The organism is Azohydromonas lata NBRC 102462, assembly GCF_001571085.1.
Classification (GTDB): domain Bacteria; phylum Pseudomonadota; class Gammaproteobacteria; order Burkholderiales; family Burkholderiaceae_C; genus Azohydromonas; species Azohydromonas lata.
Genome location: NZ_BCTC01000011.1, coordinates 36344 through 56700 on the forward strand (window position 1 = coordinate 36344; position 20357 = coordinate 56700).

General features: G+C 69.7%; 21 protein-coding genes. 2 read left to right on the plus strand and 19 right to left on the minus strand.

Annotation, left to right across the window (positions count from 1 at the left end; genetic code table 11):
* Positions 1 to 92 precede the first annotated feature (92 nt).
* Positions 93 to 1928: a DUF294 nucleotidyltransferase-like domain-containing protein gene (locus tag ALA01S_RS06285; protein ID WP_066333598.1), complete on the plus strand. Its 1836-nt coding sequence runs from the start codon at positions 93 to 95 to the stop codon at positions 1926 to 1928.
* Positions 1925 to 2596 carry a 3'-5' exonuclease gene (locus tag ALA01S_RS06290; RefSeq protein WP_084267266.1) on the plus strand — a complete coding sequence of 224 codons (672 nt, stop codon included), beginning with the start codon at positions 1925 to 1927 and terminating at the stop codon, positions 2594 to 2596. The genes ALA01S_RS06285 and ALA01S_RS06290 overlap by 4 nt, the downstream gene beginning before the upstream one ends.
* A gap of 94 nt (positions 2597 to 2690) precedes the next feature.
* Here ALA01S_RS06290 and ahpF read toward each other — a convergent pair whose 3' ends face one another.
* The 19 genes from ahpF to ALA01S_RS06385 all read right to left on the minus strand — a co-directional run bounded on the left by ahpF (position 2691) and on the right by ALA01S_RS06385 (position 20347).
* Positions 2691 to 4262, minus strand: coding sequence for an alkyl hydroperoxide reductase subunit F (ahpF, locus tag ALA01S_RS06295; RefSeq protein WP_066333599.1), 1572 nt, complete (start codon positions 4260 to 4262; stop codon positions 2691 to 2693).
* A gap of 187 nt (positions 4263 to 4449) precedes the next feature.
* Entirely contained in the window at positions 4450 to 5013 is a 564-nt protein-coding gene (gene ahpC, locus ALA01S_RS06300; protein ID WP_066333600.1) for an alkyl hydroperoxide reductase subunit C, read from the minus strand.
* A gap of 420 nt (positions 5014 to 5433) precedes the next feature.
* On the minus strand, positions 5434 to 5814 hold the full coding sequence (locus ALA01S_RS06305; RefSeq protein WP_066333601.1) for a COG4315 family predicted lipoprotein: 381 nt from the start codon (positions 5812 to 5814) through the stop codon (positions 5434 to 5436).
* 54 nt (positions 5815 to 5868) lie between these two features.
* A complete protein-coding gene (locus ALA01S_RS06310) occupies positions 5869 to 6957 on the minus strand; it encodes a LytR C-terminal domain-containing protein (RefSeq protein WP_066333603.1) in 1089 nt (362 codons plus the stop codon).
* A 10-nt stretch (positions 6958 to 6967) separates the two neighbouring features.
* Positions 6968 to 7897 carry a type II secretion system F family protein gene (locus tag ALA01S_RS06315; protein ID WP_066333606.1) on the minus strand — a complete coding sequence of 310 codons (930 nt, stop codon included), beginning with the start codon at positions 7895 to 7897 and terminating at the stop codon, positions 6968 to 6970.
* A gap of 9 nt (positions 7898 to 7906) precedes the next feature.
* Positions 7907 to 8881 carry a type II secretion system F family protein gene (locus ALA01S_RS06320; protein WP_066333613.1) on the minus strand — a complete coding sequence of 325 codons (975 nt, stop codon included), beginning with the start codon at positions 8879 to 8881 and terminating at the stop codon, positions 7907 to 7909.
* Positions 8882 to 8886: 5 nt separating this feature from the next.
* Positions 8887 to 10263, minus strand: a complete 1377-nt coding sequence (locus ALA01S_RS06325; RefSeq protein WP_066333615.1) for a TadA family conjugal transfer-associated ATPase — start codon at positions 10261 to 10263, stop codon at positions 8887 to 8889.
* A 29-nt stretch (positions 10264 to 10292) separates the two neighbouring features.
* Positions 10293 to 11447, minus strand: coding sequence for a CpaE/TadZ family protein (locus tag ALA01S_RS06330; protein WP_066333617.1), 1155 nt, complete (start codon positions 11445 to 11447; stop codon positions 10293 to 10295).
* A 23-nt stretch (positions 11448 to 11470) separates the two neighbouring features.
* Positions 11471 to 11869, minus strand: a complete 399-nt coding sequence (locus ALA01S_RS33885) for a hypothetical protein (protein WP_066333618.1) — start codon at positions 11867 to 11869, stop codon at positions 11471 to 11473.
* 32 nt (positions 11870 to 11901) lie between these two features.
* Complete coding sequence (locus ALA01S_RS06340; RefSeq protein ID WP_169805857.1) at positions 11902 to 12483, minus strand: TadE/TadG family type IV pilus assembly protein; 582 nt, start codon at positions 12481 to 12483, stop codon at positions 11902 to 11904.
* A 12-nt stretch (positions 12484 to 12495) separates the two neighbouring features.
* Positions 12496 to 13050 (minus strand): pilus assembly protein TadG-related protein, encoded by a 555-nt coding sequence (locus ALA01S_RS06345; RefSeq protein WP_157118789.1) that lies wholly within the window; start codon positions 13048 to 13050, stop codon positions 12496 to 12498.
* A gap of 16 nt (positions 13051 to 13066) precedes the next feature.
* Positions 13067 to 13357, minus strand: coding sequence for a hypothetical protein (locus ALA01S_RS06350; RefSeq protein WP_157118790.1), 291 nt, complete (start codon positions 13355 to 13357; stop codon positions 13067 to 13069).
* 11 nt (positions 13358 to 13368) lie between these two features.
* The gene (locus ALA01S_RS06355; RefSeq protein WP_238455708.1) at positions 13369 to 15135 is read right to left on the minus strand and encodes a type II and III secretion system protein family protein; all 1767 of its coding nucleotides are present in this window, start codon (positions 15133 to 15135) and stop codon (positions 13369 to 13371) included.
* Between the two features lie 20 nt (positions 15136 to 15155).
* Positions 15156 to 16016, minus strand: coding sequence for a Flp pilus assembly protein CpaB (gene cpaB, locus ALA01S_RS06360; RefSeq protein ID WP_066333633.1), 861 nt, complete (start codon positions 16014 to 16016; stop codon positions 15156 to 15158).
* 22 nt (positions 16017 to 16038) lie between these two features.
* A complete protein-coding gene (locus tag ALA01S_RS06365) occupies positions 16039 to 16590 on the minus strand; it encodes an A24 family peptidase (RefSeq protein ID WP_066333636.1) in 552 nt (183 codons plus the stop codon).
* A 175-nt stretch (positions 16591 to 16765) separates the two neighbouring features.
* Positions 16766 to 16945, minus strand: a complete 180-nt coding sequence (locus tag ALA01S_RS06370) for a Flp family type IVb pilin (RefSeq protein WP_066333644.1) — start codon at positions 16943 to 16945, stop codon at positions 16766 to 16768.
* Between the two features lie 457 nt (positions 16946 to 17402).
* Positions 17403 to 17828, minus strand: a complete 426-nt coding sequence (locus ALA01S_RS06375) for a response regulator (protein WP_066333646.1) — start codon at positions 17826 to 17828, stop codon at positions 17403 to 17405.
* 93 nt (positions 17829 to 17921) lie between these two features.
* Positions 17922 to 18671: a response regulator transcription factor gene (locus ALA01S_RS06380; RefSeq protein ID WP_066333649.1), complete on the minus strand. Its 750-nt coding sequence runs from the start codon at positions 18669 to 18671 to the stop codon at positions 17922 to 17924.
* Positions 18668 to 20347, minus strand: a complete 1680-nt coding sequence (locus ALA01S_RS06385) for a sensor histidine kinase (protein ID WP_066333656.1) — start codon at positions 20345 to 20347, stop codon at positions 18668 to 18670. Before ALA01S_RS06385 ends, ALA01S_RS06380 begins: the two co-directional genes overlap by 4 nt.
* Positions 20348 to 20357: the final 10 nt, after the last annotated feature.

Below are 20357 nucleotides of genomic sequence, written 5' to 3' on the forward strand. Positions count from 1 at the left end.
GGAAGCGGGCGTCGCGCATGTCCGGTTGGGCCGCGGGGTGAGGCGTGCTGGATCAAGTCCGCGTCAGCCGGCGCTGCACAAAATGGCCGGCTATGCCTAGCGCTTTCAACTTCGACGCATCCCCCTTCGACTGCCTCGACGCCGAGGAACGCCAGCTCGTCCGCAACAGCGTGGACATCGCCTACTTCCGGGCGGGCGAGGCCATCCTGGAGCCGGGCATAGCGCCCGGCCATTTGTTCGTCCTCATCAAGGGGCACGTGCAGCAGTTCGACGAGGAACAGCAGGTCATCACCACCTACGGCCCCGACGACACCTTCGATGGCCGCGCCCTCGTGGCCGGGCGCGTCACCAACCGCTTCGTGGCGCAGGAGGAGGTGCTGGCCTACCAGCTCGCGCGCAAGGCGGTCAACGAGCTCATCGCGCGCAACGCCACCTTCGGCGCGCTGCTGTTCTCCGACCTCTCCAACAAGCTCTCGGCGCTGGCGCAGCGGCGCAGCCAGCACGAGATGCAGTCGCTGACCATGGCGCGCGTGTCCGAGGCCGGTGTGCGTCCGGCGGTGATGGTGGAGGCCTCGACGTCCATCATCGATGTGGCCCGCGTGTTCCAGGAGCGCAAGATTTCCAGCGTGCTGGTTCATGACGACCAGGCCACGCCGCCGCGGCTGGGCATCTTCACCAACACCGGGCTGCAGCGCGCCATCCTCGACGGCACGCCGCTGGACCGGCTGCCCGTGGGCCGGCTGGCCACGTTCACGCTGGTGTGCATGAAGCTGTCGGACCCGGTGGGCGAGGCGCTGGCGCTGATGCTGCGCCACAACGTGCACCGCGTGGTGGTGCGCGATGACGACGGCAGCGTGCAGGGCGTGCTGGAGGCGCTGGAGGTGTTCAGCTTCCTCTCCAACCACTCCTACCTGGTGGGCGTGCAGATCGCGCAGGCGCGCGACCTCCAGGGGCTGGCCGAGGCGGCGCGGCAGATCACCAAGCTCATCGCCATCCTGCACCGCGGCGGCACGCGCGTGGGCATGATTGCCCGCCTGGTGAGCGAGCTCAACGCCAAGCTGTTCGAGCGCACTTGGCAGATGGTGGCGCCCAAGGAGCTCATCGCCAACAGTTGCCTCTTCGTCATGGGCAGCGAGGGCCGCGGCGAGCAGTTGCTCAAGACCGACCAGGACAACGGCCTGGTGCTGCGCGACGGCTACGCGCCGCCGCCGGAGCTGGAGGACATCTGCACGCGCTTCACGCAGGCGCTCATCGACTTCGGCTACCCGCCGTGCGCGGGCGGGATCATGATCAACAACCCGGCCTGGCGGCAGCCGCAGTCCACCTTCCGCGAGACGGTGCGGCGCTGGATGCTCATGCCCAACGCCGACAGCCTCATGTCGCTGGCCATCTTCCTGGACGCGCATGCCGTGTGCGGCGACGCGGCGCTGCTGGAGCCGCTGCGCGACGAGGTGTTCTCCCTGGCCGCCGACAGCGACGCCTTCAAGGCCCGCTTCGCCGCGGCCATCACGCTGTTCGACGAGCACAGCGGTTGGTGGAACCGGCTGCTCACCCTGGGCGACAACGACCCCGACCGGCTGGACCTCAAGAAGGCCGGCATCTTCCCGCTGGTGCACGGTGTGCGCAGCCTGGCCATGGACAAGCGCATACGCGAGTGCGGCACGGCCGAGCGCGTGCAGGCGCTGGTGGCCGCGGGCCACATGGCGCCGGAGATCGGCTCGGACGTGGTGCAGAGCCTGCATTTCTTCATGGGCCTCAAGCTCAAGGCGGGGCTGCAGGACATCGAGCTGGGCCGTGACGTCAGCGGTGGCGTGAAGCCCGACCAGCTCAACAGCCTGGACCGCGACCTGCTGAAGGACACGCTGGGCGTGGTCAAGCGCTTCAAGGCCACGCTGCGGCTGCGCTACCACCTGGACGCGCTGCAGTGAAGTCCACCGTCAATCTCCTTGGGCCGCTGGCCGCGCCCCTGGGCAAGCTCAAGAAGGGCTGGCTGCTCTACCACCTGGCCGACGACAACTACCGCTTCATGTTCGAGCCGCCGCCGCCCGACGAATGGGTGTCGTTGGACTGCGAAACCACCGGGCTGGACCGGCGGCGCGACGAGATCGTCTCCATAGGCGCGGTGCGCATCGCCGGCAGCCGCGTGCTCACCAGCGAGCGGCTGGAGCTGCTGGTGCGGCCGGAGAAGCGCCAGGTGTCGGCCGCGGCGGTGAAGGTGCACCGGCTGCGCGAGCAGGACGTGGCGCAGGGCATGGCGCCGGAGGCGGCCATGGCGCAGCTCATGCGCTTCATAGGCAGCCGCCCGCTGGTGGGCTACTACCTGGAGTTCGATGTGGCCATGCTCAACCGCGTGGTCTGGCCCATGCTGGGCCTGCGGCTGCCGCAGCCCAAGATCGAGGTCTCGGCCCTGTACTACGAGTGGAAGAACCGCCAGCTCCCGGCCCACGAGCGGGGCAACCGCAACGTGGACCTGCGGTTTTCCACCATGCTGGCCGACCTGGAGTTGCCGCAGTACGAGGCCCACGACGCGATGAACGACGCCGTCATGGCGGCCCTGGCCTTTACCAAGCTGCGCCGGCTGCTGGGCCATACCTGAACAGCCACGCTGCACGGCGGACGTAAAAAAGCCCGCTGCGGCGGGCTTTTTCCTGGGGTGAGGGCCGGGGCCTTGCAGCCCCTGGCTCATCGCCTCAGGCCGCGGCGGGCGCCGGGGTGCGGATGAGGTGGTCGAAGGCGCTGAGCGCGGCGGCCGCGCCGGCACCGGCGGCGATGACGATCTGCTTGTACGGCACCGTGGTGCAGTCGCCCGCGGCCATCACGCCGGGCACGTTGGTCTGGCCCTTGGCGTCGATCACGATCTCGCCGAAGCGGTTGAGCTCCAACGTGCCCTTGAGCCACTCGGTGTTGGGCACCAGGCCGATCTGCACGAACACGCCTTCCAGCGGCACCAGGTGCTCCTGGCCGGTGGCGCGGTCCTTGTAGCGCAAGCCGTTGACCTTGCCGCCTTCGCCGGTGATCTCCGTGGTCTGGGCGTTGGTGAAGATCTGCACGTTGGGCAGGCTCTTGAGCTTGTTGACCAGCACGGCGTCGGCCTTGAGCTGGTCGGCGAACTCCACCAGCGTCACGTGGGCCACGATGCCGGCCAGGTCGATGGCCGCTTCCACGCCGGAGTTGCCCCCGCCGATCACCGAGACGCGCTTGCCCTTGAACAGCGGGCCGTCGCAGTGCGGGCAGTAGGCCACGCCCTTGTTGCGGTACTCCTGCTCGCCGGGCACGCCCACGTTGCGCCAGCGCGCGCCGGTGGACAGGATGACCGAGCGGGCCTTGAGCACGCCGCCGTTGGCCAGCTTGACCTGGACGAGGCCGGAAGCGTCGGCGGGCGTGAGCTGCTCGGCGCGCTGCGTGTTCATGATGTCCACGTCGTAGGCCTTGACGTGCTGCTCCAGCGCCTGGGCGAACTTCGGCCCCTCCGTCTCCAGCACGGAGATGTAGTTTTCGATGCCCAGGGTGTCCAGGGTCTGGCCGCCGAAGCGCTCGGCCAGCACGCCGGTGCGTATGCCCTTGCGCGCGGCGTACACGGCCGCGGCCGCGCCGGCGGGGCCGCCGCCGACGATGAGCACGTCGTAGGGCGCCTTGGCGCTGAACTTGGCGGCATCGCGCTCGGCGGCCTTGGTGTCCACCTTGGAGAGGATTTCCTCCACGCTCATGCGGCCCTGGCCGAAGAGCTTGCCGTTGAGGAAGACCATGGGCACAGCCATGATCTGGCGCTCTTCCACTTCCTTCTGGAACAGGCCGCCGTCGATGGCGGTGTGCTTGATGCGCGGGTTGACGGCCGCCATCAGGTTGAGCGCCTGTACCACGTCCGGGCAGTTGTGGCAGGACAGCGACATGTAGGTCTCGAAGTGCAGGTCGCCGTCGAGCGAGGCGATCTGCTCGATGACTTCACGCTCGACCTTGGGCGGGTAGCCGCCCACCTGCAGCAGCGCCAGCACCAGCGAAGTGAACTCGTGGCCCATGGGCAGGCCGGCAAAGCGCACGCCGATGTCGGTGCCCACGCGGCGGATCAGGAAGGAGGGCTTGCGCTCGGCGTCGCCGCGGCTCTCGACCAGCGTCACCTTGTCGGACTGCTCGGCCACGTCGCGCAGCAGCGCCAGCATGTCCTGCGAGCCCTTGGAGTCGTCCAGCGAAGCCACCAGCTCGATGGGCTGCGTGAGGCGCTGCAGGTAGCCCTTCAACTGGGCCTTGAGATCGGCGTCCAACATGGCGGTGTGTCCTTCGGATCGAAAGCGTTGGCTATAGGGGTTCGTTTGCGGGCTCGTGGCCGCATGGAAAGCGCCCTGGGGGCGTGTGCGCGGGTGGCGCTTTCCGGGAGGCCCGGCTGGATAGACCGCGGCAGCAGGGCTGCCGCGATACAGAGAAGGGCGGGCGAAGACCGCCCGCTTCTCCGACTTAGATCTTGCCCACGAGGTCCAGCGACGGCTTGATGGTCTGGGCGCCTTCCTGCCACTTGGCGGGGCAGACTTCGCCCGGGTGGGAGGCCACGAATTGGGCCGCCTTGAGCTTGCGCAGCGTTTCCTTGACGTCGCGGGCAATGGCGTTGTCGTGCACTTCCATCGTCTTGATCACACCCTCGGGGTTGATGACGAAGGTGCCGCGCAGGGCCAGGCCTTCTTCCTCGATGTGGATGTCAAAGGCGCGGGTCAGCTGGTGCGTGGGGTCGCCCACCAGCGGGAACTGGGCCTTGCCCACGGCCGGCGAGGTCTCGTGCCACACCTTGTGGGAGAAGTGGGTGTCGGTGGTGACGATGTAGACCTCGGCACCGGCCTTCTGGAACTCGGCGTAGTTGTCCGCGGCGTCCTCGACTTCCGTCGGGCAATTGAAGGTGAACGCAGCCGGCATGAAGATCAGGACCGACCACTTGCCCTTCAGGTCCTCATTGGTCACCGGCACGAATTTGCCGTTGTGGAAAGCGGTGGCCTTGAAAGGTTTGACTTCGGTGTTGATCAGGGACATTGCGTATTTCCTGTGGGTGGTTGAAGGGACGGGTTGAATACTATAGTCATCGACCTTCCGTTTGGAAAAGTTAATCAAATGGGGCCGATTGACTGCGCCTATCGCCCCCGTTAGCGAGGGTTGGGCGATGGGCGATGCCCAACCGAGGGCTGGACATCCCGGCTACGTTAGCGCAGGCGGCCGGGTCTTGCAGCGCGGGCAAGGCGGCGGCCTGACCTGGGTCACTGCGGCTGCCGCCACAAGGCTTTGGCGGCGCCGGATTGTCCGCAGCATCCGCCAGGGAACCGCATCCCTGCGACAGGCGGATGACCAGGGCGCCGCGGCCCTTGGGGTGCCCCGGCCGCGGCGGCCGGGAGCCCGGCGCGCGCCGGGGAGGGAGCCGGCAGGGCGCCGGCTCACCATGGGATCAAGGCGTGGCCGTCAGGGCGTGGCCGTGTGCCAGACCTGATTGAAACCGTCGCCGGTACGGTCGCCGGGCTTGCCGTCCTTGGTCCAGTAGTACAGCGGCTTGCCCTTGTAGGCCCACTGCTTGGAGCCGTCGTCGCGGGTGACCACGCTCCAGTCGCCATCGGCCTTGGCGTCGGCCGCGGCCATGAGCGGCGGCCAATTGGTGGCGCAGGGGCCGTTGCACACGCTCTTGCCGCTGCCGGCAGCGTCCTTGTCGAAGGTGTAGAGCGTCATGCCGTTGGAGCCCACCAGGGCGCCGTCGGCCACCTTGGCCGGCGCGGTGCCGCCTGCGGTAGCGCAACCCTGCAGCAGCAGGCCCGTCAGTGACAGCGCGGCCAGGAATTTCAGCTTCATCACGTCCTCTCCTCTTGGCTAAGGGACAGGCCGTGTACGCGCGGCGCGCCGGTTTTATTCCCGGGCGGTGCTGGCCTGGGCGGCAGCCGCCGTGGCGACGGTGGTGCCGGGCGCCTGCACGGCAGCGGGCCAGTCGTGGCCCAGCAGCACGCGCACGCCACTGCGCTGCGAGGCGTCCGGCATCAGGGGCGCCGACAGCGGCAGCGCCCGCGCCACGCGGCGTGCCGCCGCCTCGTGGCCGGGCCGGTAGCTCACCACCGTGTGCGGCTGGCGGTAGGGCGGCTGGTTGCCCAGGCGTTGCACCGCCAAACCCTGGCGCTGTAGTTGCTGGAGCAACTGCTGCGCCACGCCGCGGCGCCCCATGCCGTTGCTGATCTCCAGGGTGAAGGCGGTCAAGGGCGGCTCAGGCGCGGTGGCGTTCACCTTGGACGGGGATGCGTCCGCCTGGGGAGTGGGTGCCGCTGGCGTGCCGCTTTCCTGGCGTACCAGGGACGCCAGCGTGGGCTGGTCCGTGACCTGCAGGACCAGGCCGGTCGGTGTGTGCGGTGGCGCCACGGCGGCCGGGACCGCCGCCGTTGGCGTTGGCTTCGCCGCTGCCGTGACGGCAGGCGCCGTGGCCGCGGCCTGCGCCGTGGAAAGCGCGGGCGTCGCGGGGGCGCGTCCCTGGGCGAGTTGAAGATTGGCCTGCGCGACGCGGTCTTGCGGGTCCAGCGCCAGTGCAGTGTGCAGCGCGGCTTGCGCCTCCTGCGGGCGCTGTGCCAGCAGCAGCAGGAAACCCAGGTTGCTGTGCAGGTCGGCGCGCTGCGGCGCGGCGGCCAGCGCCTGGCGCAGTTGCGCTTCGGCGTCGGCCAGGCGGCCCAGCCGCGCCAGCGCCACGGCCAGCGCGTTGCGCGCGTCCACGTGTGCGGGATCGGCCTGCAGCGCCTGGCGGTAGGCGTCGGCGGCGCGGGCCCAGTCGCGCGAGCGCTCGATGTGGCGGCCTATGGCGTAGTAGCCGTCGGCCGAAGGCGCTCCGTGCGACACCGTCTGCACCGGCTCGATGCGCCAGGCGGTCTTGACCGGCTTGGTGGCGCAACCGCCCAGGGCCAGCAGCAGCGCCAGGGACAGCGGCAGGGCTGCGCGGTGTGATGCGGTGGGGTTCATGCCCGTCGCGTCAGTGTTTGAAAAGCGTGGGCAGTGTGGCCATGATGCGCAGCATGGCCGGGCCCAGCATGACCAGCAGCAGCGCCGGCAGGATCATGAACACCAGCGGCGCCAGCAGCTTGGTGCCCACGCGCGCGGCGGTTTCCTCGGCGCGCTGGCGCCGCCGCGTGCGCAGCATGTCCGCGTGCACGCGCAGCGCCTGGCCGATGCTGGTGCCAAAGCGCTCGGCCTGCACGAGCATGGAGACGAAGCCTTCCACCTCTTCCACGCCGGTGCGCAGGGCCAGGTTGTGCAGTGCCCGCTCGCGGGGCGCGCCCGCGCGCATCTCCAGGGCCACGAGCTGGAACTCCTCGGCCAGCACGCGGCTGCGGTGCACCAATTCCTCGGTCACGCGCTGCAGCGCCGCCTCTATGCCCAGCCCGGCCTCCACGCAGATGATCATGAAGTCCAGCGCATCGGGAAAGCTTTCAAAGATTTCCCGCTGGCGCTGCGCCACCAGGCGCGCCAGCACGGCGTTGGGCAGGTAGTAGCCCAGGGCGGCGGCGGCCAGCAGCATGCTCATCAGCGCCTGGCCTTGCGGCGGGTGCGCCGACAGGGACAGCGCCGCCAGCAACAGCGGCGGCAGCACCATGGCCAGCGCCGTCTTCATGCCGAAGAACGCCGTGGGTGCCATGGGATGGCGCAAGCCCGCGTTGAACAGCCGCCGGCGCAGCGCCGAGTTGTCGCCTCCCTCCTCGGCGGACAGCTTGGCCAGTGTCCTGGTGCTGCGCGCCATGCGCTCTATCCAGTGCGTCTTGCCGGGTGCGGCGCCCGCCTCCTCCAGCAGTTGCCGGGCGCGCTGGTCCACGGGCGGTTTGGCGATGAGCCGGCCGACCAGCAGCACCAGTGCCGACGAGGCCACGAACACGCCGACCAGCAGGCTGATTTCCATGATGTCCATGAGATCTCCTCAGACACGGATGCGGATGATTTGCCGCATCCACACTGCGCCCAGCGCCATCATGACCAGGGCGCTGCCCACGAGCTTGCGCCCCGTCGGATCGGTCCACAGCGTGGCCATGAACTCCGGGTTGGCGAGTTGCATGAAGCCGGACACGGCAAAGGGCATGACGCCCAGGATCCAGGCCGACAGCCGCCCCTCGGCCGAATAGGTGCGCACCTGCCCAAAGAGCTTGAAGCGCGAGCGCACCAGTGCCGCCAGGCTGTCCAGCAACTCCGTGAGGTTGCCCCCCGCCTCGCGCTGGATCATGACGGCCACGGTGAGGTAGCGCACGTCGTCCAGGGGCACGCGTTGCGCCATCCGCGACAGCGCCTCCGGCATGGACATGCCGAAATTCACCTCGTCGCAAAGCTGCCGGAACTCGCTGCCCAGCGGGTCGGCCACTTCGTCGCCCACCATCTTGAGCGCCGAGGACAAGGTGTGGCCGGCACGCAAAGCGCGGCCCATGAGGTCCAGCGCCAGGGGAAGTTGCTGCTGCAACCGCTCGATGCGCTTGGCGCGGCGCTGTGACACCCACAGCCAGGGCAGGGCGGCGAGCGTGGGAGCGCAGGCCAGCGCGACCATGCCGCCCGCGCCGCGCAGCAAAGGCACGAGAGCACCGGCCAGGAACAGCGCCACGCTGGCCAGCAGCAACTGTCCCAGCGTGCGCCGGGTGCCCGCGCTGCGTACCCAGTCGTGCAGCCGCTGCAGGGGCTGGAATTCCCCGAGCGCGCCGCCATGCAGCCAGCCCTGCTGCTGCGCCGCATCGCGGCGGTCCAGGCTCAGGGGGGCCTGCGGCGGCGCGCCTTCTAGCCTGCGCAGTCGAGCCGCCAAGCGCTTGGCTTCGGCGCTGTGGCGCGTGGCCCAGAGTTGGTAGAGGCCTTCGAGCGCCAGGACGACGGCCACGAACAGCAGCACGCCGAAGAGGATGAAGCCCTGGTCCATGGTGCTTACTCCCAGCGTGTGTAGGGGTCGAACATCGTCTCCGGCAGCACCAGCCCGCGGGCCTTGAGCCGCTCGGCAAAGCGCGGGCGCACGCCGCTGGCCTGGAAGTGGCCCTTGACGCTGCCATCGGCTTCCACGCCCGTCTGCTTGTAGGTGAAGATTTCCTGCATGGACACCATGTCGCCCTCCATGCCGGTGATCTCGGCAATGCTGGTGACCTTGCGCCGCCCGTCGCTCAGGCGGTTGGCCTGCACCACCACGCCTATGGCCGAGGCGATTTGCGCGCGCGCCACGCGCGGCGGCGCATTGAAGCCCGCGATGGAGAGCATGGCTTCCAGCCGCGAGAGCGCGTCGCGCGGCGTGTTGGCGTGGATGGTGGTCATGCTGCCCTCGTGGCCGGTGTTCATGGCCTGCAGCATGTCCATGGCCTCGGGACCGCGGGTCTCGCCCAGGATGATGCGGTCCGGGCGCATGCGCAGCGCGTTGCGCAGCAGATCGCGCTGCGAGACCTCGCCGCGGCCCTCGATGTTGGGCGGGCGCGTTTCCAGCCGCACCACGTGGGGCTGGCGCAGTTGCAGCTCGGCCGCGTCCTCTATGGTGACGATGCGCTCGCCTGCGTCGATGAAGCCTGACAGGATGTTGAGCAGCGTGGTCTTGCCGCTGCCCGTGCCGCCGGAGATCAGCAGGTTGACCTCGGCGTTGGCCAGGGCCTGCAGCATCTGCGCCATGGGTGGCGTGAGCGTCTTGTACTCGACCAGGTCGTCCAGGGTCAGCGGCACCACGGCGAAGCGCCGTATCGACATCTGTGCCCCGTCCAGCGCCAGCGGCGGAATGATGACGTTGACCCGGGAACCATCGGGCAGCCGCGCGTCGGCCATGGGGCAGGACTCGTCCACGCGGCGGCCCACGCGCGAGACGATCTTGTCGATGATGCGCATGAGGTGCTCGTCGTCGGCGAACACCACGTCGGTGAGGCTGAGCTTGCCGCGGCGCTCCACCCAGACCTGGCGTGGCCCATTGACCAGGACGTCGGAGATGGTCGGGTCCGCCAGCAGCGGCTCCAGCGGCCCAAGTCCCAGCATCTCGTGCTGCACGTCGCGCACCAGGCGGCGCCGCTCGGCGGCGTTGAGCACGAGATTTTCCTCTCCCAGCACGCGCTCCACCAGCACGCTGAGCTCCTGGCGCAACCGCTCGGGGGCCATGGTTTCCAGGGCCTGCAGGTCCATGCGGCCCAGCAGCAGCCGGTGCACGTCGGACTTCATGCGATGGTAGGCCTGCTGGTCGTGCGCCGGCGCTTCCATGGGCGCCGCCGGTGCGGCGGCAGCCGGTACCTGGGGCTGCTCCACGGACAGCAGTGAAGCGAACTGTTGTCGCAGGTTCATGGGCCTTCCTTGCGGCGTTATGTCGTTCTTCAGCGGCTGCCCAGCAGTTGCGCCAGCCAGCCTTCCTTGCGCGGTGCTTCCTGGGGCAGCAGCGTGCGGGCCATGTCGTCGAGCGCGCGGGCCACCGGGCTGTTGCGCGCGATGGGCTGGCCCTGGTTCACCGCGGTGGAGACCGCGTCGAAGTGGTTGGGCACGGTGCTCACCGGCGTGCCGTCCAGGGCCTGCACCAGAGACTGCAGCGGCAGCTCGCCATGCCGGTCGTAGCGGTTGACGATCCAGTGCACCTTGTGTGGGGGCACCTCCAGCGAGTTCAGCAGCGCACGCAGCCGGCGGGCGTCGCGCAGTTGCGGCAGCTTGAGCTGCAGCACGGCGTAGATGTGCGCTGAGAGGTCCAGGGCCTGCAGCGTGAGCGGGTCTATGCGGCCGCCCAGGTCCAGCACCACGAAGTCGAACATCTGGCGCGCCTGCTGGACGATGGCCTTGACCTGCGCGGCCTTGACCTCCAGCGCCTGGCCGATGTCCTCCGGCGCGGGCAGGACGAACAGCGTTTCGTCCACCTGCACCATGGCCGCGCGCAGCAGGTCGGCATCCAGCCGCTGCACGTTGCGCGCGACCTCGGCCACGTCGCTGCTGGCGCGCTGGTCGCTCAGCAGCAGCAGCGAGTTGCCGCTTTGCAGGTCCAGGTCTATGAGGGCCACGCGGCGCGCGCCGTTGCCGGCCAGTCGGTACGCCAGGTTGGCCGCCAGCACGCTGGTGCCGTTGCCGCCCTTGCAGCCGAGAAAGGACAGCACCTGCGCCGGCGTCGTCGAGGAAGCCGCAGGCGGCGCGCGGCGGTGCAGGGCGCGCTGCACCGCCGCGCGCAGTGCCGCGGCGTCGGCCGTGGCGGGCAGCACTTCGCGTACGCCGGCCTGCATGGCCTGCAGCAGGAAGTCCGGCGATATCTCGGCCGACAACACCAGCGTGTCCACCTGCGGGTGCTCGTGCGTGAAGCGGCTCACGGCGCCCAACGCCGAGGCGTCCACGCCGTCCAGCACCAGCAACGAAGCCATGCTGGCGTTGACGGCTTGGGGCAGGGCGTGCAGCGCTGCCGTGCTGCCTTGAACCTCCAGCAAATCCATGCCGTTGAGCATCTGCACAGCCTGGGCCGTGCGCTTGGGGTCCGGGGAGATGACCTGGATCTTCATGGGTGTGGCCGGTGTGAGAGGGTTCAGCAACTGCTGTCCATGAACTCGCGCGGCAGCGAGGTCGTGAAGGAAGGCAAGGGCACGGTCAGCGCTGGCAGCATCGGCAGCGCCACCGTCTGCTGGTAACCCGACAGCGACACTTGCACCACGCGGCACGCGGTGGCGCCGCTGGCGGTGCAGCTCGTGGCGCCGGGACGCTCGTAGGCGATCACGATGTTGTCGTCCTGCAGCCAGGGCATGACTTCGCGCATGCGCGTCTTGATGGCCGCGGAATTGAGGCCGCAGACGGCCGCCTTGCGCGCGCCCAACAGCGTGGCCTCGCTGGCGGCATTCCATGCCCAGGCCAGCTTGCAGAACTCGGGCAGCGCCAGCACCAGCACCATGAAGGGCACCATGGCCGCGGCCAGTTCCAGCGCGGCCATGCCACGGGTGCCAGTGCGATTTGACGAAGGTTTCAGATGAGCGCGGCGCATGATGTGCTCGTTGACGCAAAGGTGGGCGTTGCGGTCGCAAAAGGCCAGCCGCGCATCGTGAGCCTGATGGGCTCCAGCGCCAGTTGGCCGCCTTGCAGTACCGAGGCGGGCAACACGCTGCCCAACAGGGGTGTGTAGCGGTAGCCGCTGATGGTGACCCTCACCCAGCTGATGCCGCAGTTGGTGCCGCAGCCGCTGCCGCTGTTGCCGTAGACGGTGCTGACCAGCCTGCCGCTGGTGTCGATCTGCACCATGGAACTGGTCAGCCCGGTCAGCAGCGGCGTGCTGCCGCCGGCAAGGGTGCCGAACAGCGCCAGCTGGCAGGCTTCCTGCCGGGCCTGCGTCCACGCAGCGCTGGAGGCGTTGCTGCTGTCGGTCAGGGCCAGGTGCCGCGTGGCGCTGCGCACGGCCTTGGTGATCGTGTTGTAGGTGTAGAGCACACGGCCGAACTCCACCGACAGGCCCGCCAGAAGTGCCAGTATCGGCACCACGGCCACGAGCTCCAGCAGGGCACTGCCGCGCCAATGTCGCTGGCTGGAGCGGGGGCTTGCAACACGATGCATGGCCATGGCCTTCTAGAACACCAGGCTGGGAGCCTGGTTGCAGTTGCCTGTGGATGCGCCGCAGTTGGTGGAGCCGGCAGCCGGGATGGCGGCCGTGGCTTCTGCGCTGATCTGGAAATGGTCGAGCCCACCCACGACTTGCAGGAACCAGCTTTCGATGTTTGCTCGCCTGATCTTGCAGCGCACGAGCGAGGCGCCGGGAACGGCCGACGCCGCGGTGTTCCAGACGCCACTCGAAAGAGACGTTCCGAACTCAACGGTCACGCTGCTCGTGGGGATGGCCGTGGCCTGCAGATTGGACTTGTTGATGGCGGCAATCCACCTGCCGCCGTTGGTGGCGCCGGTGAAGGCCGCAGCGGTGACGGGGGTGGTCTGCAGGTGCCAGGCTGCCGACAGCGCACAGGCATCGGCGGCGCCCTGCAGCTCGGTCTTGTTGATGTAGATGCGGCTCAGGTCCAGCGCCAGCCCCATGAAACCCATGATCGGCACCATCAGCAACGCGAACAGCAGCGCAATGCCGCCGCGCTGCGCCTGGCGGCGCACTGCAAGGGATGGATGCCGTCGCACCAGCGCTCTCCCGCGTTCATTGGCCCCCGGGGGCGCCGGGCACCAGGGTGATGACCGGCGCGGGCGGTGCCGGTTCGCGCAGCGAGTAGCCGTAGGAGATGCCCAGCGCGCGCATCACGCCCACGCTGGCCTTGCCGTCCAGGCCGGCCAGCGCGGCGGCGCGCTGGCCGGCGGCCGGGTCTATGGTTTGTTGGGCGCGTGCCTGGCGCACGCTGTCGCCAAAGCGCTCGTCCCAGCCGGGTGTGGTCTGTGCGCAGCCGGCCAGGACGGCCAGCAGGGGCGGCAGCAGCATCGCGGGGCTTTTCATGGCGGGTGTCCTCACTTGAGCTGGAAGCCGGCGGCAGGCGTGGCGGCGGCGGGCTCGGACGGGGCCGCCGTGCCTGGCGCTTCCTCCTCGCGGCGGCTGCCTTCCAGGCGGCCGTGCAGGTGCACGTCGGTGCGGCTGGGGGGGACGTAGCGGTCGGTGGGCAGCGCGTAGTCCGGCGGCAGCGGCTTGACCAGGCGCGGCGTGATCACGAACACCAGCTCCGACTTGTCGGTCTGGTAGTCGGTGCTGCGAAACAGCGCACCGATCACCGGCAGCTCGCCCAGCACCGGGAAGGCGCGCACGTTGGTGGTCATGTTGTTCTTGATCAGGCCGCCGATGGCGAAGCTCTGGCCGTCGGCCAACTGCACCGTCGTCTTGGCCCGGCGCGAGGTGAACGAGGGCAGCACGGCCAGGCCCGACGCGCCCGGCACGGTCAGGCCCACGCCCTCGCGGTTGAGCTCCGAGACTTCCGAGGCCACTTCCAGGTTGATGCGCCCGCCGTCCAGCACCGTGGGCAGAAAGCCCACCGAGACGCCGAACTCCTTTTCCTCCAGCGTCACGGTGCGGCCGCCGCTTCCGTTGTCCACGGCCACGGGAATGAAGATCTTGCCCCCGGCCAGGAAGCTGCCCTTCTGGCCGCTGATGGCCATCACCGTGGGCTCGGCCAGGATCTTGACCACGCCGTCGGTCTTCTGGGCATTGACGCTCAGGTTGGTCACGCCGCGCGCGGGCACGGTGCCGTAGGTGGTGGTGTAGACCGGGACGACCTGGCCGTTGATGGTGGTCAGCGTCTGCGTGACGTTGCCTGCGCTGCCGATGCTCGACGGGATGGAGCCGCCCACCACCGAGCCTACCGAGCTCAGCGGCGTGCCGGTGCCACCGGCACCGGCGATCTGGCCCAGCGTGGCGGCGCCCCCGCCCAGCAGGCCTGAGAGAAAGCGGATCGTGGAGCCGTCGGCGCTGGCGTAGGCGCGCGAGAAGTCGATGCCGAACTGGTCCAGTATCGACTTGGACACTTCGGCCACCTTCACTTCCAGCATCACCTGCTGCGGCGCGCCCGTGCCCATCAGGTTGATGATGCGAGGGTTGACGCCGTAGAGGCTGGGCGGCGGCGCCGTGCCGTGGCCCGGGCCGCGCACGTAGGCGTTGGCCAGCTCGTAGATGCGCGCGGCCGCGGCGGCGGTGCTGGCGGTGCCCGAGAGCACAAGGGATTCGAAGGCCGCGGTCACGCGCACGTCCTTCTCTTCGGGCATTAGTTGAGCCAGCAACGACTGCAGTCCCGTGACATCCAGGCTCACCACCACGTCCACCGCCGTGCAGCGGCCCGACTGTTCCTGCAGCACCACGTTGGTCGAGCCCAGCGTCTTGCCCAGCAGGAACACCTCGGTGGGACCCAGCAGCAGCACGTCCACATCGGCCACGCCCGGGCGCTGGCGCTCCTGGGCTGGGGTCATGCCCGCCGCAGGCTTGGCCTCATGGCTGGTGTCGGCGGCGGTCTCGCGCGGGGCGCCGCCGCGCGAGCCTTCGGCATTGCCCAGCAGGATGCGGCTGATGGGGCCGGCCGGGCGCAGCACGGTGGACTTGCCCACGCTGATCTGCACCGGCGGTGCGATCTCCAGCCGGCTGCAGCGCGCCGGTGCGGCCGTGCTCGCTGCCGTTGCCGCGCCGGACGCCGCGGCGGCCTGCCCTGACAGCAGCGTCAGCACCATGCCGGCCAAGGCTGCCTGGTGCAGTACGGCGTGCCGGCGGCTGCGGCAGGTGTGCGTGAGGGTACTCATGGGGGTGTACTGCGCCGTCATCAAAAGCATTCGCGGGTCTTGGTGACGCCCCGGATCACGTCCACGCAGTCCTGCTTGGGAGCGGGCGTGGGCTGCGCGGCGGGGGCTGCCGCCATGCGCCGCACCGGCGCCGCAGCGGCAATGGGCGCTGCCGTGGACACGGGCTGCACCTGCACGCCCAGCAAGCTGCCCTTGGTGGCGCCGGCGGTGCTGCTGGGTTGCGGATCGACTTGGTTGCGCAACACCAGCGACAGGGTGCCGACGCTGCGGGCCAGGTCCAGCGCCTCGGCCTGCGCGGGCGAGAGCTCCAGCGTCACGGCGTTGACGACCTTGGGCTTGGTTTCGTCACGGTTGGCTTCCTGGGCCACGGCCAGCACCAGGATGCGCTCCAGCACGATCTTGCTGATGGAGCGGTCCTGGTCGTCCTCGTGCCGCGCGCCCGGGCTGCGGGTGTTGACCATGATGTCCACGTAAGTGCCCGGCAGCGCGAAGCCGGCCACGCCGATGACGTCGTTGACGCGCACGGTCATGGCGCGCTTGCCTTCGCCCACCACGGCGGAGAGACCGCCCTTGGTGCCGACGGGCGCCAGCCGGGCTTCAAGAACGGGCTCGCCGTGCGCCAGGGCCGTGCGGGTCACGCGGCCTTCCAAGGCCTTGACGTCCGTGAACGCCCCCGGGGGCACGCTGGTGCGGGGCCAGTCCACCAGTTCCACGGCCTCGGCCGAAAGCTTGGCGCCGGTGTCCATGTCGGCACGGACCACGGCGATGCGATGGCTGACCGCGGCCCGTCCGTTCATCCACCGCGCCGCGACCAGTACCGAGGCCAGGCCGACCAGCAGCGCCAGCAAGAGCACGAGAATTCCGCGGGTGCGCTTGGTCATGGTGAAAAACTCCTGGCCTGGTTCAGGCTGACAGCAGCAGGCGGGCCATCTCTACGCCGCTGCCCGCGGCGATGGCCAAGCCGTAGGGCAGCCGGCCGGTAGCGGCCGTGCCCTGCGGCGTTGCGCCGCTTGCACAACGCAAGGACGCGAGAGTGAAAAGGGTGCGTAGGTTGCGGCCCACCGTGCGCAGCGAACCGGTGGCCAGCATCACGCCCAGCGACAGCAGCGCGCCGGCAAGCACCGTCCACAAAGCAACTTGCAGCACGGCCGTGGCGCCCAGCCACACGCCCACCATGGCCAGCAGCTTGACGTCGCCGGCGCCGAGCATGCGCAGGGCGTAGAAAGGCAGGAACAACGCCAGGCCGGCCACGCCGCCCAGCAGCGCCGCCGCCACACCCTGGCTGCCATCCTGCAGCAGCCCCTGGCCTGCGGCAGCAAAGGCCTGGAACGCCAGGCCCAGCGCCATGCCGTACAGCACCAGCGCATTGGGAATGCGGCGCTGGTGCAGGTCGCAAGCCACTGCCGCCAGCAGCAGTGCGGCGAGAAAGGACAGCGACAGCAGTTGCAGGCTCATGGTGCGGGTCCGTGGACGTGGCGTTGTGCGGCAGGGAGCAGCGGCCAAGCGTGAGGCCTCAAGGTTCCAAGCGGATCATGGACACATGGTTGCGGCATCAAGCATGCCGGCAGGCAGAGTCCGCCGGCATGCGAGCTTCATGCGCCCTGGCGGCGTGGCCGTCGCCTGTCTCTGCTTAAAAGAGGGTGCTCACGGTTTCGGCCAGCGCTTCGATGCCGCCGTTGATATTGCCGCCCAAAGTCTTGAGGCCAGCGGCCACCACCACACCGACCAGCGCCAGCACGAGGCCGTATTCGACGGTGGAGATGCCGTCTTCGTCACGAACGAAACGCTTGATGGAGTTGATGAAGTTCATGGTCTTTCCTCTCTGGTGAACAAGACAGATGCCGTTGCCGGCGCGGGTCAGGCCTGTCTTTGTGGGTCCACGGCGCTTTGTGAAGTGCCGGGATGACGGGCCTCATGGACAACGCCCCGGCCGTTGAGCACCCCATGGCAGCGGGGAGCTTTGCGGTGTGTGTGTTGCGTTGCCATGGGTATCAATGTAGGCAGCCACCCCAGGGGGCGCCATCGGACCCTTGAACTAGTCGCAGTGGGTGTCCTATCCCTAGGCGGCCGGTACAAAACAGCCCCCCGCAGCTCAGGGGACGCTCAAGGCCTGTGCCGTCTTGACGCGCAGTGAGCGTGGACTTTTGGCTGTTGGCGAGCTGGGCGAGCCGCCAAGGCCGCGTGGGCCGGCGAGGCTGGGGAAGACGTGGAGCGAGGGCGTGGCCTGGGCGCGTGGGACGGCCGGCCAGGGCGCCGGTGCGGGGCGCTCAGCCCCTACGGGCGAGGCTGACAAGTTGCTCAAGCAACTCTGTGGCGGGCGCAGTCTTGAGCATGAAGCCGTGGGCACCCAGGCGGCGCGCACGCTGCGCCACCTGCTCGTCGGCCATGGAGGTGAGGACGAGCACGCGGCAGCAGGGCGCGATGCCTTGCAGCAGCGGGATGAGCGCCAGGCCGTCCTCGTGGCCCAGGTTCACGTCCAGCAGCACCACGTCGGGCTGCAACTGGCGGGCCAGGGCCAGCGCCTGCTCGCCGTTGGCCGCGGAGCCGACGCTGCGCAGCCGTGGCCGCTCGGCGTCTATGAGCAGCGTCAGCCCCAGGCGCAGCCCGGGTTGGTCGTCCACCACCAGCACCGATACGAAGCGTGCCGGCACGGATTTGCTGGCATTTGCGGGGGCGGATGCAATGGTTTCCATGCGTTGCAGGCTAGGCCGCGCCCGCGGGCTTGCACAGAGCGGAAGTGCCCGTAATGGCGTGGGATGTTTGTCCTTGAGCCGCCGCAAGCAGGCTCAGGCCGGGTCGAAATCCTTGAGCGACTGCCGCGAGGTGCTGGTGCTCAGCGTGGCCAGTCCGTGCTCCAGCGCGAAGGCATAGAGGTCCAGCCGCCCGTGCAGGTTGAGCTTGCTGTAGATGACCGTGAGGTGGTTGCGCAGCGTGTGCTCGCTCATTCCCAGCGTCTCGGCCACCACCAGCCCCTTGGCGCCGCGGTGCTGCACCACGGCCTGCACCACCTGGCGCTCCTTGGGCGTGAGCGAGGCAATGCGCTGCGCGTGTTCGCTGGGCACGGCCGGGGCGTGCGCGGCCGTACCGTTGGCGGCCAGGCCGGAGACGTTGCCCAGCACCTGCGCCATCAGCGCGCGCTCCACCCACACCTCGCCGGCGTGCACGCGCTCTATGGCGCGCAGCAGCATGTCGGTGGGATGGGACTTGAGCACCACCCCGCGCGCGCCCTGCATCACCGCCTGCAGGTGCTGCGCGGCGTTGAGGTTGCCGGTGAGCACGATCACCTTGACCCCCGCGGCGCTGACCTGGCGTATGCAGTCCAGCGCGTCGCCGTCAGCCAGGCCCAGGTCCAGCAGCAGCACGTCGGTCTCGGCCAATGCCGGGTGCGCCAGCAGCTCGCGCCGGTTGGAGGCGGTGCCGCACACGCGCATGAGCGGCTGGTTGCTGTCTATGAGTTGGCGCAGCCCCCACAGGACGACGGTGTGGTCATCGGCCAATAGCACGCGAATGGGCCCGGTGTTGTTGTTGGCGTTCATGGGGTGTTTCCTGTCAGTGGGAGCGTGATGGCCACCTCGGTGCAGCCCGGCGGGTGGGTCACGGTGACCTGGCCGCCGAACTCGCGCGCGCGCTCGCTGAGCGAGCGCGGCGTGAAGGGCGCGGGCAGGGCGGTTGCGGGGCGGTCGTTGCGCAGCCGCATGCACAGCTCGTCGGCTTGCACGTCGAACCGCACGGCGACCGTGGTGGCGCGGGTGTGGCGCCGCACGTTGGTCAGCGCCTCGTTGAACAGGTGCAGCAGCGCCTTGGCCAGGCTGCCGTGCAGCGGCGGCGCATGCTCAGGCAGCGTCACCTCGACCTTGAGCCCGTACAGCGCCTCGAAGCGCTGCGCCTGGCGCTGCAGCGCCGCCAGCGTGCCGTTGGGTGCGTAGGGGTCGTGGCCGCGGCGCAGGCCGCGCACGGTGTCGCGCAGCGTCTGCAGCTCCTCGTTGGTCATCTGCACGAGTTGCGCGATCTGCGGGCTGATGGGGTTGTCGGCGCCGGCCACGCGTGCCAGGGCCTCCAGCCCGTACTTCAGGCCCAGGTAGGGCTGCACGGCGCTGTCGTGCAGGTCGCGGCCTATGCGCTCGCGCTCGCGCGCCGCGGTTTCGTGCTGCAGTTGCTCCAGCAGGTCGGTGCGCTCCAGCAGCGGCAGCAGCTCGCGCATGAGGGCGTGCAGCCCGCGCAGGTCGGACGCGGTGAAGGGCGGCTCGTGGCGCACCAGGCAGAGCTGGCCCTGGGTGCGGCCGTAACTGCGCAGCGGCAACCACAGGGCTTGGGCGCCGGCACCCAACAGCACGCGGCTGGCCTCGCCCTGCGGGGCCGGCGCCGGCACGCCGCTGGCCGGGTGCAGCGCGCGCGTCCACACCGCGGGCTCGGTGCCGCTGATGAAGCCCAGGTCGGCCGGCAAGGACTCGCGCTGCGCACGCCAGCGCTGCAGCGCTGCGCCTTCAAGCACCGTCAGCCGCGCCGGCGGTTCCCAGCAGAACACGCGCGGCTCGGGGCCGGGCATGTCCAGCATCGCGCGCGCGAGCGTGAAGTGCTCGCCCAACAGGCCCAGCAGCACGCGCATCTGCTGCTCCAGGCCGTGGCGCGGATCGGCCTGCTGCGAGAACGCCTCCAGCAGCCGCTGGCGCTGGCGCAGCGCCCCGCCGGGGCGGTCCAGCAGTGCCACGGCCGGCGCCAGTGCCAGCAGCACGCAGGGCACGGCCAGGGTGAGCGGCTCGCCGTGGCCGGCGCCGGTGAACAGCCACAGCCCCGCGGCGCAGGACAGCGCCATGAGCACCGCCGACTCCAGCCCCCACAGCAGCGCCATGGCCACCACCGGCAGCACGGTCAGCGCCGTCAGCGCCATGAGCTGCTGCGTGAGCACCAGGCTGGCCAGCAGCAGCACCATCGCATCCAGCCACAGCCACACGCGCCAGCCCGCCAGTGGCAAGCCCCGCAGCGACAGCGCCAGCAGCAGCGCCGCGCCGACCGAATAGCCCAGCAGCAACAGCGCCGAAAGCCGGTTGGGCGCCGCGGGCAGCAGCGTCAGGCCCGCGCTCAGGGCCAGTAGCGCGCGCGTGCCTGCCACATAGCGCAGCAGCGCCTGCCGCGGATGCTGCAGGCGCTGCATGCGGTACGGCGGCGGCTCTACAGCCGTGGACGGGGCCAGTTGCCCCTGCGCGCTGGACATGGAACTCCTC